Annotated in this window: 13 protein-coding genes; 2 read left to right on the top strand and 11 right to left on the bottom strand. The window is 66.4% G+C overall.

Annotated elements, in window-relative coordinates:
• Positions 1-12: 12 nt before the first annotated feature.
• Positions 13-1,752 (bottom strand): proline--tRNA ligase, encoded by a 1,740-nt coding sequence (locus H290_RS0113470; protein WP_028463155.1) that lies wholly within the window; start codon positions 1,750-1,752, stop codon positions 13-15.
• Positions 1,753-1,870: 118 nt separating this feature from the next.
• On the opposite strand from H290_RS0113470, the gene yaaA reads away from it, so the two are divergent.
• Entirely contained in the window at positions 1,871-2,614 is a 744-nt protein-coding gene (gene yaaA / locus H290_RS0113465; RefSeq protein ID WP_020107335.1) for a peroxide stress protein YaaA, read from the top strand.
• A gap of 6 nt (positions 2,615-2,620) precedes the next feature.
• On the opposite strand, the gene H290_RS0113460 is transcribed toward yaaA, so the two are convergent.
• The 3 genes from H290_RS0113460 to H290_RS0113445 all read right to left on the bottom strand — a co-directional run bounded on the left by H290_RS0113460 (position 2,621) and on the right by H290_RS0113445 (position 6,432).
• Entirely contained in the window at positions 2,621-4,048 is a 1,428-nt protein-coding gene (locus tag H290_RS0113460; protein WP_369758822.1) for an MFS transporter, read from the bottom strand.
• A 151-nt stretch (positions 4,049-4,199) separates the two neighbouring features.
• Positions 4,200-5,438 carry a uroporphyrinogen-III C-methyltransferase gene (gene cobA / locus H290_RS0113450; RefSeq protein WP_020107333.1) on the bottom strand — a complete coding sequence of 413 codons (1,239 nt, stop codon included), beginning with the start codon at positions 5,436-5,438 and terminating at the stop codon, positions 4,200-4,202.
• A gap of 49 nt (positions 5,439-5,487) precedes the next feature.
• Positions 5,488-6,432 (bottom strand): acyl-ACP desaturase, encoded by a 945-nt coding sequence (locus tag H290_RS0113445; RefSeq protein ID WP_036518961.1) that lies wholly within the window; start codon positions 6,430-6,432, stop codon positions 5,488-5,490.
• A gap of 99 nt (positions 6,433-6,531) precedes the next feature.
• Here H290_RS0113445 and H290_RS0113440 point away from each other — a divergent pair, with 99 nt between their 5' ends.
• Complete coding sequence (locus tag H290_RS0113440) at positions 6,532-7,194, top strand: response regulator transcription factor (RefSeq protein WP_020107331.1); 663 nt, start codon at positions 6,532-6,534, stop codon at positions 7,192-7,194.
• Positions 7,195-7,229: 35 nt separating this feature from the next.
• On the opposite strand, the gene H290_RS31655 is transcribed toward H290_RS0113440, so the two are convergent.
• From H290_RS31655 to H290_RS0113410, 7 genes are all read right to left on the bottom strand, one after another.
• The gene (locus H290_RS31655) at positions 7,230-7,376 is read right to left on the bottom strand and encodes an alpha/beta fold hydrolase (protein ID WP_231373631.1); all 147 of its coding nucleotides are present in this window, start codon (positions 7,374-7,376) and stop codon (positions 7,230-7,232) included.
• Positions 7,373-8,074, bottom strand: a complete 702-nt coding sequence (locus H290_RS28535) for an alpha/beta fold hydrolase (protein WP_231373626.1) — start codon at positions 8,072-8,074, stop codon at positions 7,373-7,375. The genes H290_RS31655 and H290_RS28535 overlap by 4 nt, the downstream gene beginning before the upstream one ends.
• 169 nt (positions 8,075-8,243) lie before the next feature.
• Positions 8,244-9,863 (bottom strand): GAF domain-containing sensor histidine kinase, encoded by a 1,620-nt coding sequence (locus tag H290_RS0113430; protein ID WP_020107330.1) that lies wholly within the window; start codon positions 9,861-9,863, stop codon positions 8,244-8,246.
• 2 nt (positions 9,864-9,865) lie between these two features.
• Positions 9,866-11,290: a cobyrinate a,c-diamide synthase gene (locus H290_RS0113425; RefSeq protein ID WP_028463154.1), complete on the bottom strand. Its 1,425-nt coding sequence runs from the start codon at positions 11,288-11,290 to the stop codon at positions 9,866-9,868.
• Complete coding sequence (cobO, locus tag H290_RS0113420; protein WP_020107328.1) at positions 11,284-11,898, bottom strand: cob(I)yrinic acid a,c-diamide adenosyltransferase; 615 nt, start codon at positions 11,896-11,898, stop codon at positions 11,284-11,286. Before cobO ends, H290_RS0113425 begins: the two co-directional genes overlap by 7 nt.
• Before the next feature lie 40 nt (positions 11,899-11,938).
• Positions 11,939-13,843 (bottom strand): VWA domain-containing protein, encoded by a 1,905-nt coding sequence (locus H290_RS0113415; protein ID WP_020107327.1) that lies wholly within the window; start codon positions 13,841-13,843, stop codon positions 11,939-11,941.
• Positions 13,827-14,285 (bottom strand): GNAT family N-acetyltransferase, encoded by a 459-nt coding sequence (locus H290_RS0113410; RefSeq protein WP_020107326.1) that lies wholly within the window; start codon positions 14,283-14,285, stop codon positions 13,827-13,829. The genes H290_RS0113415 and H290_RS0113410 overlap by 17 nt, the downstream gene beginning before the upstream one ends.
• Positions 14,286-14,297: the final 12 nt, after the last annotated feature.

Below are 14,297 nucleotides of genomic sequence, written 5' to 3'. Positions count from 1 at the left end.
GCGCAGCGGTGATTACCGGCCGGCGAGCAGGGTCTCGACCGCCACATCGGCAGCGATCTCCGTCGCTTCTCCGGTGAATCGGTCGCGGATCTCGACGGTGCCGTTTGCCCAGCCGCGTCCAACGACGACAACCACGGGCATACCGAGCAGCTCGGCATCCTTGAACTTCACGCCGGGCGAGGCCTTGCGGTCGTCGAGCAGCACCGACATTCCGGCGGCGTCGAGTTCGACCGCAAGACTCTGCGCGCCAGCCCAGGCCTGCTCGTCCTTGTTGGCGATCACCAGGTGAACGTCGTACGGCGCCACGGACTTCGGCCAGCGCAGACCCTTCTCGTCGTGATGCTGCTCGGCGATGACGGCGACCATGCGGGAGACCCCCACACCGTACGAACCCTGGATCAGCCGGACGGGTTTGCCGTTCTCGCCGAGGACGTCGACGGAAAATGCGTCGGTGTACTTGGTTCCGAGCTGGAAGATGTGGCCGATCTCGATGCCTCGCGCCGTGACCAGTGTTCCGATGCCGTCGGGTGACGGATCTCCGTCGCGGACCTCGGCGGCCTCGATGGTGCCGTCGGGCACGAAGTCGCGGCCGGCGACGAGGTCGATCACGTGCTTGCCGGGTTCGTTGGCCCCGGTGATCCACGACGTGCCGTCGACGATACGGGGGTCGACCAGGTAGCGAACTTCGTTGTCCTGCAGACCCTTCGGGCCGATGTAGCCACGAACCAGGAAGGGGTTGGCCGCGAAGTCCGCGTCGGTGATGAGCTCGACTCCGGCCGGTTCCACTGCCGATCCGAGGCGCTTCATGTCGACTTCGCGGTCACCGGGGATGCCGACGGCCAGCAGTTCGGTCTTGCCATCGGGGTGCCGCAGTTTCACGACAACGTTCTTGAGGGTGTCGGCGGCGGTGAAGCCACGGTCGGGGAAGGTCTCCTGCGCCCAGGTGACGAGGGTGTCGATAGTGGGGGTGTCACCGGTGTCGTGCACGGTGGCCGCGGGCAGACCCTCGATCGGCAGCGCCGGGGGCGCGGGGGTGATGACGGCCTCCACGTTGGCGGCGTAACCCGACTCCGGGCTGCGAACGTAGGTGTCCTCGCCCACTTCACTTTCAGCGAGGAACTCTTCGGACGCCGACCCGCCCATGGCACCGGAGGTGGCGGCAACGACCACGTAGTTGACCTGCAGTCGCCGGAAAATTTCCTGGTAGGCCTCGCGGTGGGCGTCGTAGGAGGCTTTCGCGGCGTCGAGATCCAGGTCGAAGGAGTACGAGTCCTTCATGATGAACTCGCGCCCGCGCAGGATGCCGGCCCGGGGGCGTTCCTCGTCGCGGTACTTGGTCTGGATCTGGTAGATCGTCAGCGGGAGGTCTTTGTACGACGAGTACTCCCCCTTGACCAACTGCGCGAACAGCTCCTCGTGGGTGGGGCCGAGCAACATGTCGGCGCCCTTGCGGTCCTTGAGCCGGAACAGCGCGTCACCGTATTCGGTCCACCGCCCGGTGGTCTCGTAGGGCTCGCGCGGCAGCAGTGCGGGCAGCGAGATCTCCTGGCCGCCGATGTTGTTCATCTCCTCGCGGACAACATCTTCGACCTTCCGCAACACCTTCAGGCCCAACGGGAGCCAGCTGTAGACGCCGGGGGCGACGCGGCGGACATACCCACCACGGACCAGCAACCGGTGGCTGGGCACCTCGGCATCGGCGGGATCGTCGCGCAGTGTGCGCAGGAACAGGGTCGACATGCGTGTGATCACGTCAGACACCATATCCCTGCGGCCGGGCCGGGCTGAATTCCTGTGGCCAGACCGGACTGCACCCCGTTGACCAGACCAGGGCGGCGATGGCCGGGGCGGACCGATACGGTCTATCACTGTGTTGATCGTGCTGCCCCCATCAGAGACCAAGGCCACCGGTGGCCGCGGCGCTCCCCTCGACCTCGATCTGCTGTCGCTGCCCTCACTGACGCCGCTGCGCCGCAAGATCGCCGATGCGTTGGTCACCCTGTCCGGCGACCCGGCGGCGAGCCAGAAGGCCCTGGGGCTGGGCGTATCCCAGTTCGACGAGATCGAGCGCAACGCCCAGTTGTGGTCGAGCCCGACCAGTCCGGCGATCGAGCGGTACACGGGCGTGCTGTTCGATGCCCTCGACTACCGATCGCTGACCCGGGCCGCGAAGGTCAAGGCCGCCGATCGGCTGGCGATCGGCTCCGCGCTGTTCGGTGTGTTGCGGGCGACCGATCCGATCCCCGCCTACCGGCTGTCGGCGGGATCGAAACTACCCGGATTCGGAACGCTCGCCGCCAACTGGAAACCGGCGCTCACCGATGCCCTCGTGGGACTCCGTGAGGATCTGATCGTCGATCTGCGGTCGGGGGGCTATCAGCAACTGGGACCGATCCCCGATGCGATCACCGTGACCGTCCTGACCGAGAACGCCTCCGGCGCCCGGACGGTGGTCAGCCACTTCAACAAGCATCACAAGGGTGTGCTGACCCGATCGCTGCTCGGCTCACGCAAGCAGGTGCGGGACGTCAACTCGCTGGCCGCCGTGGCCGTCGCCGGTGGGCAACGTGCGGAGATCGGCTCGGACCGTGAGCTGATCATCCTCACGGACTGATGCCGGTCAGGCCCGGTGATCCTCGGGGTCGACCAGGGTGTGGGCGGCTTCCTGCGCCGCCTGTCCCTCGGCTACGTCTTCGGGCGTGAACCGCATGAACAGCACCACGATGCCGGCCGCCAACGCCAGTCCCGCACAACAGTCGAAAGCCAGTCCGTAACCGCATGCCAGCGCGTCGAGCTGGGCGTGGTCCATCTCGTCGACCGGGCCCGTCGTCCCACCCTTGGACAACGTCCGGCTGGTGACCATTGCGCCGACGGCAACGAGTGCGATCGCGCCACCGAGATTCTGGGCGACTTGAGCAAGTGCGGTCAGCGGACCGATCTCGTGGGGTCCGACGCCGGCCACCACCGACAGGGTCAGCGGGATGACGGCCATGCCGACACCGGCGCCGATCACCACCACCGGGAAGTAGATGTGCGGGAAGTAGGACGGGGCGTCCTGGGCGATTCTCCCCGCATAGATGCAGCCGGCCATCACCACGGCGCCACCGGAAAGCACCAGCCAGCGCGGCTGGAATTTAAGTGCCAGCTTCGATGCGAGCGCCGCCGCCGCCCCGAGGCCGAAGGCGAACGGAACCACTGCCAGTCCGCTCCGGATCGGTGAAAATTTCAGGATGCCCTGCAGGTAGAGCGAGATGAACACCGCCATGCACATGATGATGGCGCCGGCCAGCAGGATCGCGATCAGCGCCGCCACGCGACTGCTGTTGGAGAACAGAGAGAACGGCAGGATCGGGTTCTCCGTAGTGCGTTCGACATGCACGAACGCGGCCAGCGAGGCCAGTCCGATGATCAGCGGGATCACGACCACCGGGCGCAACCAGCCACCCGGTCCCTCGTTCACCGCCAGCACCACCAGGGTGCAACCAAGTGTCGCGAGTACCGCACCGCGCACATCGAGTGACAACCGCTCGCCCTGCGACTCGCGGAGGTACAGGATCGCCCCGACCACCACCAGCAGACCGATGGGCACATTGATCAGGAACACCAGGCGCCACGAGAGTTCGGTGAGCATGCCACCGGCGATCAGTCCGATGACCGAACCGATGCCGGTCATCGCGGCATACACGGCAAACGCCTGGTTCCGGGGTTTGCCGGGGGCAAATGTGGTGGCGACCAGTGCCATCGCGGTGGGCGCGGCCACCGCCGCCGACGCACCCTGCAGGCCGCGTCCGATGATCAGGCTGATCGGATCCCACGCCAGTCCACAGAGCAGTGAGGAGACGGTGAACGCAGCGACACCGGCCACGAACATGCGTTTGCGGCCGAAGGTGTCGCCGAGCCGCCCGCCGAGCAGCATGAGTCCGCCGAAGGCCAGCACGTAGGCGGTGATGATCCAGGCACCGCCGCTGTCGGACAGCCCCAGCGCGTTCTGAATCCTGGGAAGCGCCAGCGCTGCGACCGTGCCATCGAGCACGACCAACAGCTGCATACCGCCCAGGATGACGATCTGCGGTCCCCACACACGGGTGTGTCCGACGTCAGCGGCCACGGGTGGTGAGGAGGTCATGGAGATCGACGGTACCGCTGTCGGGCCCCCGTTTCACAATCATGGTTGTCACGATGGCACGTCGATCTGCCGCTCAGAGCGCGGCTTCAAATCCGGCAACCGGACCGATCACCACGATGGCCGGTGGTTTCACCTGTTCGTTCTCGGCGTCGACGGCGGCGTTGCCCAGTGTGGTGCGAACCACACGCTGGTTGCTCAGGGTTGCGTTTTCGATGATCGCCACCGGGATCGACGCGTCCCGGCCGCCGGCGATCAATGTGCCGGCGAAGATGTCGAGACGTTCGACGGCCATCATCAGGACGATGGTGCCGCGCATCTGCGCCAGCGCAGACCAGTTGACCAGCGAGTCGGGGTGATCGGGCGGAATGTGCCCGGACACGACCACTACCTCGTGGGTCACGCCGCGATGGGTCACCGGGATACCTGCGGCGGACGGACCGGCGATGGCACTGGTGATACCCGGGACGACGGTGACCGGGACGCCGGCCGCAACACACGCCTCGAGTTCTTCGAAACCCCGGCCGTAGACGTACGGGTCGCCACCCTTGAACCGGACGACGAACTTCCCGGCCTTCGCGCGGTCGATGAGGACGGCGTTGATGGCCTCCTGTTTCATCGCCCGGCCATAGGGCACTTTCGCGGCATCGATGATCTCGACGTGGGGTCCGAGTTCGGCCAGCAGCGCCGGTGGGGCGAGCCGGTCGGCGACCACCACGTCGGCGGCGGCGAGCAGACGTCGTCCGCGCACCGTGATCAGGTCCGGATCGCCGGGTCCCCCACCGACCAGAGCCACCCCGGCGGGCTGGCGTTCCTGAGCGGCGGCCTCGATCCCGGCCGCACCCAGTTCGCCGCCGCCGAGTGCCGCTCCGATGGCGGTGCGCACCGCGGCCGACCGACGATGATCGCCGCCGGCCAGGACACCCACGGTCAGATTGCCCTGATGCAGTGAGGCCGGCGTGACGGCCGTGCCCTGACGAGCATCGTCGGCGCGAACGCAGAAGATCCGGCGTTGCTCGGCCTCGGCGACCACGGCGGCGTTGACGACTGGGTCGTCGGTGCAGGCCAGGACGTACCAGGCCCCGTCGAGGTCTCCGGATTCATAGGGACGCGCGTACAGCGTGATCCCAGGGAAGGACTCCACCGTGGGCGTGGCCTGCGGTGTGATCACGTGGATGTCGGCGCCGCTGTCGGCGAGGGTGCCGAGCCGGCGCTGCACCACCGACCCCCCACCGATGATCACCACCCGCTTGCCCACGAGATTCAGTCCGACGAGGTAGTGATCTCGCTCCACCTCGGTTGTCGATTCGGTCATGCGTAGACCGTACTGTGACCCGCCGTCGCCAAACGATTTGGACTGCCCGCTAGACGCGGGCCACCATGCGCACGCGCGAACGTTCGAACCGGTCCACTTTTCCCCGCAGGTCTTCGAGAAACACGGCGAGCTCGTCGCGGGTGCGTTCACCTTCGGGGCCGAAGTCGTTGCGGTCGAAGATGTTCCACTTGCGCAGGACGGGTTCGACCACCTCGTGGAGATGTTGGGGCAGGTCATAGATCCCCGCCTTGGCGATCAACACGGCGTTGCGGCGGAAGCCCGGCATCGATGCCCCCGGCATCTGGAACATCGAGAGAACGAGGTGGATCGCCGCGATCGTCTGGTCGGGTGTCAGGTCGAGGGCGCCGGCCACGATGTTGCGATAGAACAGCATGTGCAGGTTCTCATCGGCGGCGACCCGGGCGAGCATCCGGTCGGCGATCGGATCACCGCAGGCCTTTCCGGTGTTGCGGTGCGACACCCGCGTCGCCAGTTCCTGGAAGGTCACGTAGGCCACCGCAAACAGCATGTCCGAGGAGCGATCCCGGTTGCCGTCATCGGCGGGCATCGGGTTGAACCCCTGGGTCATGTGGATCATCCGGGCCTCCTCCAATGCCACCGGATCCACGCCGCGGGTGACCACCAGGTAGTCCCGCATGACCACACTGTGCTTGTTCTCCTCAGCGGTCCACCGGCCCACCCAGTAGCCCCAGGCGTCATCGAGGGTGAAGTTCTGGGCGATCACCCGGTGATAGGACGGCAGATTGTCCTCGGTCAGCAGGTTGGTGAACATCGCCGCCCTGGCGGTCTCGTCGAGGCCGGACTGGCTCGGGTCCCAGTCGATTCCGCCGAGAGCGGCAAAGTTACGCCCTTGATCCCAGGGCACGAAGTCATGCGGATGCCAGTCCTTCGACATCGCGAGATGCCGGTTGACCTCTCCCTCACAGACGGGCAACAACTCGCGCAGCAGGTCCGGCCCCGACATCGTCTTCATGTCACCGAGTCTGCTCGCCGGCAACCTGTCCGCGCGTGGGTCAAAAGTCCCCCTTCACCAGGGACATCGCCTCGTTTCTGGTGCGGTACTTTGTAATCCATGACGGCAAAAATCCGCGCATTCCTGGTCGACGATCACGAGCTGGTTCGCCGCGGACTACGCGACCTGCTCGGCACCGCCGACGACATCGAGGTGGTCGGTGAGGCCGCAAGTGCCGGTGAGGCATTGGTGGCCATCACCAGCGCGGTACCCGACGTCGCCATCCTCGATGTGCGTCTGCCCGACGGCAACGGCGTTGAACTGTGTCGCGAGATCCGCAGTGCCACACCATCGGTGCAATGTCTGATGCTCACGTCGTACGCCGACGACGAAGCGTTGCTGGCCGCCGTGATGGCCGGCGCCGCAGGATTTGTCCTCAAGCAGATCCTCGGGCACAACCTGGTGGCAGCGGTGCGCACGGTGGGTACGGGCGGTTCACTGCTCGACGCCGGGAGCACCGCCGCGCTGATGGCCAAGCTGCGGGCCGACGGTACCGGCGTCGATCCCCTCGCCGAGTTGACCGGGCAAGAGCGTGAGGTGTTCGCCCTCGTCGGAGAAGGACTGACAAACCGCCAGATCGCCGCGAAGATGTTCCTCGCCGAGAAGACCATCAAGAACTACGTTTCCCGGATTCTCGCGAAGCTCGATCTGCAGCGGCGCACCCAGGTGGCAGTGATGGCCACGAAATTGAAGGACAAGAACGAACGAGGCCTGCAGCCATAGATTGTTTGCCGTGCCTGGTTCGAAGTGGCGGCGGTTCAGGTTGTCGCAATGAAGTCACGTAGAACGTCGGCGAAGCGGTCCGGTTCATCAAGGTGCGGAAAGTGGCCGGCCCCTTCGAACAGCTCGACGCGACATTCCGGGACCGCCTTCTGCGCGCCGATCGCATGCCAGGCCGGGATCATCCGTCCCGGGATCCCCAGACGATGAGGGTCGGGATCGGCGCGACGTCGGGCAGGTAGTCATGGGCGTTGACTGTCTGGCCCCCGGGGTCGATGACGGCGCGGGTCGTGGCCAAAAAGGCGCGTCGGCTTGCCGCGTCTCCGAGCGAGGTGAAGCCCTGCCAGATCGTGGTGATATCCGTGCCGGCTCGCCAGCCCGCTCTGGACAGGACCCGCCCGGCGCTCTCGGCACCTGTACGAATCCACCCTGATGTCAGGACGGGCAGGACCCATTCGGCCCCGGGCAGCGACGCGGCGCGCAGAACCGGGTTGACCTCCCGACCCAACCCACCGCTCGAAACGAGAACCAACCGCTTGACGCGCGACGGGAACAGATAGTAGAACACCATCGCGATGCCCCCGCCGAGAGAGTGGCCGACGAGGGTGACCTGCTCGATTCCGAGGCGGTCGAGCAGGTCGCGCAGCGTTGCCGCGTGCGCACCGAGCGAATAGTCTCCCACCGGCTTGTCCGACTCGCCGTGCCCGAAGAGGTCTGGCACGATCAACCGGTGGTCGTCCTGCAGACGGTCGATCAGGTGAGTCCACTGGCGTTGCGAACCGAGAATCCCGTGGATGAACAGCACCACCGCGCCCGTGCCGCTGTCCAGGTAGGAAAGTTCGTGGCCGTGGACAGTCACAGTTCGGCGTGTCGGCGGCTCCATGACAACCCCCCAGCGCTCGTCGCAAACCAGTGGGTCTCACCGTACCCGAGCGTCGGACCCAGACTGTGATCGTCAGGCAGGCCCAGCCTTTCGATTTCCACGATGGCGTCAATTCCGTGGCGGAAGATGCCTCGGCGGCCACCCGGATCCGTTCAGAGGCTCCAGGCCTTCACAACGGCACGGTCCAGGTGATGGTGGTGCCGCCGCCGGGCGTATCGGAGATCGAGAAGGTGCCGTCGTTCTGCTCGGCCCGGCGCGCCAGATTGTTCAGTCCACTATGGGTCACGGTCGCCCCGATTCCCGACCCGTTGTCGGTGATCGAGATGCTCAGCACATCATCCGCCGAGACGAGAACGTCGATCCGGTCAGCCTTCGAATGCCGTAGGGCATTGGAAATACCTTCGCGCAGAACAGCTTCGATGTGTCCGTCCAACCGAGATGGCACCAGGGTGTCGACGGGTCCGGCAAAACGCACCGATGGCGAGATCGGTGCGTGAGCCGACAGCTCGGTGACGATGTCCAGGGCCCGCCGGCGCAACGTGGCCGAATCCTGAGCACCTTCGCCCGACGTGCTGAGATCGAAGATGGCCGTGCGGATCTGCTCGACGGTCCGGTCCAGGTCCACGATCGCCTGGCTGAGCTGCTCATCGCCCCCGGTCCTCGACGAGAACGACTGCAACGACATCCCGATCGCAAAAAGGCGCTGGATGACGTGGTCGTGGAGGTCCCGGGCGATCCGGTGACGGTCGGTGAGCATATGCATCTCACGGGTCACCGCCTGTTGGAGGTCGTAAGCCAGTGCCATCGACGCGATGTCGGCGGTGGCGATCAGTCCGGATTCTTCTTCTTCGGCCCAGGCAGGCCGACGGTGATGCGTCAACATCATCACGCCGAAACGTCCGCCGGCACGCAACAACGGCACCAGGGTGACCCACTGGGCCCCGCCCCGCACCAGCGGCGCCGGAACCTGCACTGCCGGTGCGACGACGATCGCCGATGACTGGCCCAGTTCGAAGGCGCCGAGCTCGGGTAGGTCGCCGGTATGCGCCAGTACGGTGGCCCGGTTGTCATCGGTCCCGAGGATGAAAACATCTGTGGCATCGGCCAAATCGGCGAGATCGAGGGCCAGCGAGGTGAGGGTGTCCTCGAGCGCCGCCCCCGCCAGGGATCCGGCGCCGCGGCGCGCGAGCATCCGCATCCATCGCTCGCGGGTGCGCGCAATCTCGTACAGCCGGGCATTGTCGATCGCCACACCGGCCGCAGCAGACAGCACGCGGACGGCTACCTCGTCGGCGTCTGTGAATCCGCCACCGGTGACCTTCTCGGTGAGATAGATGCTCCCGAACACCGATCCCCGGACGATGATCGGTGCCCCGAGGAATGTCGCCATCGGTGGATGGTTGGGCGGGAACCCCACCGCACTGGAATGTGCACCCAACTCATCGATGCGCAGCACCTGCGGATGGTTGATCAGCAGCCCGAGAACACCACGGCCCACCGGCAGGTGACCCATCGTCGAGCGCACCTGCGGTTCGATACCCGTGTGCACAAAGGCCGAGAGCCGGCCATCGTCACCGCGCACCCCGAGCGCGCCGTAGCGGGCATCCAGGGCCCCTACCGCGACATTGATGATCCGCTGCAGCGTGGCGTCGAGGTCCAGGCCACTGCCCACGGCCAGCACCGCTTCGAGGAGATCGCGCATCACCACCGGGCTGTCGCTCAGGTCGGTCATGTCGAGTCCGGCCAGCAGACCCGCACTCAGGTCCACTTCCGGCGATTTGTCCGTCATCGTTACTCGACTCGAATCCGGCGGGCGGCACCCACCAGACGCGAGACCGCCTCGGGATTCCCGGCCGGATGCGTATGCAGGTACGACGCATGCACCGCGGTACCCGGCCCCGACAATGTCCAGCCTTCCGTTTCGGTCACGCCATCGCGACGCCAGCCCCAGGCCGACGGCGTCGAATCGTCGACTGCCGTCACCGTTGTCCGGTGGAACTCGTGGCCACGGACGCGCGTGCCGGCGTCGAACAGCACCGAATCGGTGACGGCCACCGCATCGCGATAGCCCAAGGTCAGTCTCTTGCCGAATGTTCCACGTAGCGGCAGTACCCCGGCCATCGCATGGTTGTCGAGGCTTTGCGACAGATACAGCAACCCCGCGCATTCGGCATGGATCGGAATCCCGGATCCCGCGGCCGCCCGCAGCGCGGTGAGCAACGGCCTGTTCGACGCCAGCGCCGCGGCGTGTTCTTCGGGGAATCCGCCCCCGATCACCACTCCGGCGCAACCGTCCGGAAGCAGATCGACAACCGGATCGAAGGTCACTACCTCGGCACCGGCAGCCCGCAGCAGTTCCCCGTGCTCGGCGTAGCCGAATGTGAACGCGGCACCGGAGGCCACCGCGATCACCGGTCTGGAGACGGTCAGGCCGGGGCCATCGTTCGTCTGCTCCCCGACCTCGTCGTCGGCCGACCAGACCGGTCCCGAGCGGCCGGCCGGCCCGATGTCGGCCGCAGCGACCAGCGCCGGTACATCCACGGCGCCACCGACCAATTCGGTCATCGCCTCGATGGCGGCAATTGCCTCAGGTCCCCGTTCGGCGGCCGGTATGAGACCGAGGTGCCGGGAAGGCACCGCCATCTCCGGGTTGCGCGGTACGGCACCGAATACCTGGAGTCCGGCGCGGTCGCAGGCCTGGCGCAACACGTATTCGTGTCGTGGCGAACCCACCCGGTTGAGGATGACGCCGCGGATGTCGATACCCGGGTCGTAGCTGACGAATCCGTGCAGGATCGCCGCCAGAGACTGGCTGTGCCCCGAGGCGTCGACGACCAGTACCACCGGCGCTCCCAGGATGTTGGCCACCTGCGCGGTCGAACCGGGGGCGATCGCCGGCATGTGATCCTCGGTGATCCGGCCGTCGAACAGGCCCATCACACCCTCGATGACCGCGATGTCGCAGCCGGCCGAACCCGACCGATACAGCGGACCGATCCGCTCCTCGGAGACCAGCACCGGATCGAGGTTGCGGCCCGGACGGCCGGCGGCAATGCCGTGGTAACCGGGGTCGATGTAGTCCGGTCCCACTTTGAACGGCGCAACCTGATGGCCGCGGCGGGCCAGTGCACCGATCAAACCCGTTGTGATCGTGGTCTTTCCGCTGCCCGACGAGGGGGCGGCGATCACGATGGCCGGTGGGGACGCAGTCACCACTCGATGCCCTTCTGACCTTTGCGGCCGGCGTCCATGGGATGCCGGACCTTGACCATCTCCGTCACCAGATCGGCGGCTTCGATCAATTTCGCCGGCGCCCGTCGCCCGGTGATCACCACGTGCTGCTTGCCCTCGCGGGCCGTCAGCACCTCGAGAACATCGTCGAGATCGATCCAGCCCCAGTTGATCGGATAGGTGAACTCGTCGAGAACGTAGAACTGATGCTGCTGATCGATGATGCGGCGACGGATCTCGGCCCACCCCTGCGCCGCCTGCTCGGCATGATCGGCGTCGCCGCCGGCGTGGCGAATCCACGACCAGCCCTCGCCCATCTTGTGCCATTGCACCGGACCTCCCTGGCCCGTTGCGTCGTGCAGTTCTCCGAGCGCGGTCAGCGCGCTCTCCTCGCCCACTTTCCACTTCGCGCTCTTCACGAACTGGAAGACACCGATGTCGAGGCCCGCGTTCCAGGCCCGCATCGCCATCCCGAAGGCCGCCGTCGACTTGCCTTTGCCGTCGCCTGTGTGGACCGCGAGCACCGGCTGATTGCGCCGAGCGCGCGTGGTCAGCCCGTCGTCCGGAATGACTGATGGAACACCCTGGGGCACAACAATTCCCTTCTACACCACAACAACACACCAGAACTACTCACGCAGCCGACCTGACAACTGCGGCGACACCACCCGCGGTCAGATCGGCGAGCTGCACACACTCGCCGCCCAACTGGCCGGCCAACACCCGCGCCAGACCGAGACGAACCATGCCCTGTTCACAATCGACCACGACCGTCGACGTTCCGTCGCGGCGCAGACGGTCCGCAGCGACCCCGGCGCGGGCAAGCGCCCCGCTACCCGAGGTGGCACGGCCGTCGGTCAGCACCACCAGTAGCGGTCGCCGGTTCGGCTCTTTGTAGGCGTTGCGGCGAACCACGTCACGTGCGGTCAGCAACCCTTCGGCCAGCGGCGTCCGGCCACCGGTCGACACACCGGCCAGCCTGCGCAGCGCGGCGTCCACCGAACGTGTCGGCGGCACGGTGACCTCGGCTCCGGCACCCCGCAGGGTGACCACGGCAACCCGGTCGCGGCGTTGATACGAATCGGTGAGCATGGACACGACCGCGCCGCTAACCGCGTCGAGACGCTTGCGGGCGGTCATCGAACCCGAGAGGTCGAGGACGAACACCACGAGGTTGCCCTCTTTGCCACGGCGCTCGGCCTTGCGGATGTCTTGTGGCAACACCTGCAGGCGGAGCTGGCCCCGTTCGATGTGCTCGGCGGCCGCCGCCAGAATCGTGTCCATCAGATGCACGCCGTGGCCGCCGTCCCGCACACCACGCACAGCCTGGCCCCGGCTGCTCAGCGACGGCGAGCGCCGACCCGGTTCGCCGTTACCGACTCCGGTGGCGCGCAACGCCTTCACTGCGACGCCCCGGCGATCCGGTGAAAAACCCGGACCGGGCGGTGGCGGCCCACCGCCGCCGGGGTCGTCCGGATCGGGATCCGGCCTGTCCGCCGGCGATTCGCCGCCATCGGACGGGGCGGAATCCTGAGGGGCACTGTTGTTGTCGGAACTACCAGGCTCTTGTGCCTGCTGGTCGGCATTGTCGAGCGCGTCGTCGATCTGCTGCTCGGTCAAGCCGGGTTCGTCGAAGGGGTCGCGGCGGCGCCGGTGCGGCAACGCGAGTTCGACAGCCCGCCGAACGTCGATGTCCTCGACCTCACTTGCTCCACGCCACGCCGCATGGGCCCGGGCCGTCCGGGTGACCACGAGGTCACCGCGCAGACCATCGACGTCGAGTTCCAGGCAGATCGCCGCGATCCGGCGCAACTGCGCCGTCGGCAAGATCACCGATTCCAGTGCAGCCCTGGCCTTTTCGATTGCCGCGGCAATCTCGGAATCGGCCACCGTGTACTCGGACGCGAACTCGGCGGGGTCGGCCTCATAGGCCATCCGGCGTTCGATCACCGCAACACGCTGCGAAACCTCGCGCGGCGCAGTGACATCGACCGCCAGCCCGAATCGATCGAGCAGCTGCGGCCGCAGTTCACCCTCTTCAGGATTCATCGTGCCGACCAGGACAAAACGCGCAGATTGTGTGTGCGACACGCCATCTCGTTCGATGACCACCCGGCCGGTCGCGGCCGCGTCGAGCAGCACGTCGACGAGATGATCGGCGAGCAGGTTGACCTCGTCGATGTAGAGGACACCACCGTCCGCGTGCGCCAGCAGACCTGGGGTGAAAGCCTTGGCACCCTCGGAGAGGATCTTCTGCAGATCCAGCGAACCGATCACCCGGTCCTCGGTGGCGCCGATCGGGAGCTCGACAACAGCCGCCGCCGAATCGGTCCGTCGCGGCAGCAAAGGACCCAACGCACGAACCACCGTTGTCTTGGCGGTGCCCTTCTCTCCGCGAATCAGCACCCCGCCGATCGACGGCGCGATCGCGGACAGGATCAGCGCAAGCTTGAGCTGTTCCTGTCCGACCACCGCACTGAACGGAAACGGGAGATCCGGGGCGACCGGGTTCGTCAGACCGTCAGCGATATCCGCCACGCTTCATCGGGACGTGGGGCACACCGTCGAGCAGGTATTCCTCACCGTCGATGGCAAAGCCGTGTTTGGCATACATGTCGACCAGGTAGGTCTGTGCGTGGATCCGGCACAGGTTCGAGCCCACGTCGGCCAATGCCGTCTGCAGAAGTCGGCTGGTGTGTCCCTGTCCACGACGCGAACGTTCGGTGCACAGTCGGCCGATCCGGAACGACGTGACGCCGCCCTCGTGCTCTTCGAGCAGACGGAGAGTACTGATGATCTCGCCGTCTTCTTCCAGCCACAGGTGCCGGGTGCCCGGATCGAGGTCTCGGCCGTCGAGTTCGGCATAGGGACACGCCTGCTCGACAACGAACACCTCCATCCGCAGCTGGAAGATCTTGTACAGAGTCGGCAGGGCGATGTCCTGGGTCCAACTGCGGTGCAGGCTAGCGGTGGCTGTCATATGCGATACCTA

The organism is Nocardia sp. 348MFTsu5.1, assembly GCF_000383535.1.
In the GTDB taxonomy this organism is placed as follows: Bacteria; Actinomycetota; Actinomycetes; order Mycobacteriales; family Mycobacteriaceae; genus Williamsia; species Williamsia faeni.
The sequence above is the reverse complement of the archived record's forward strand: the minus strand, read 5'-3'. Positions and strand labels throughout refer to the sequence as shown.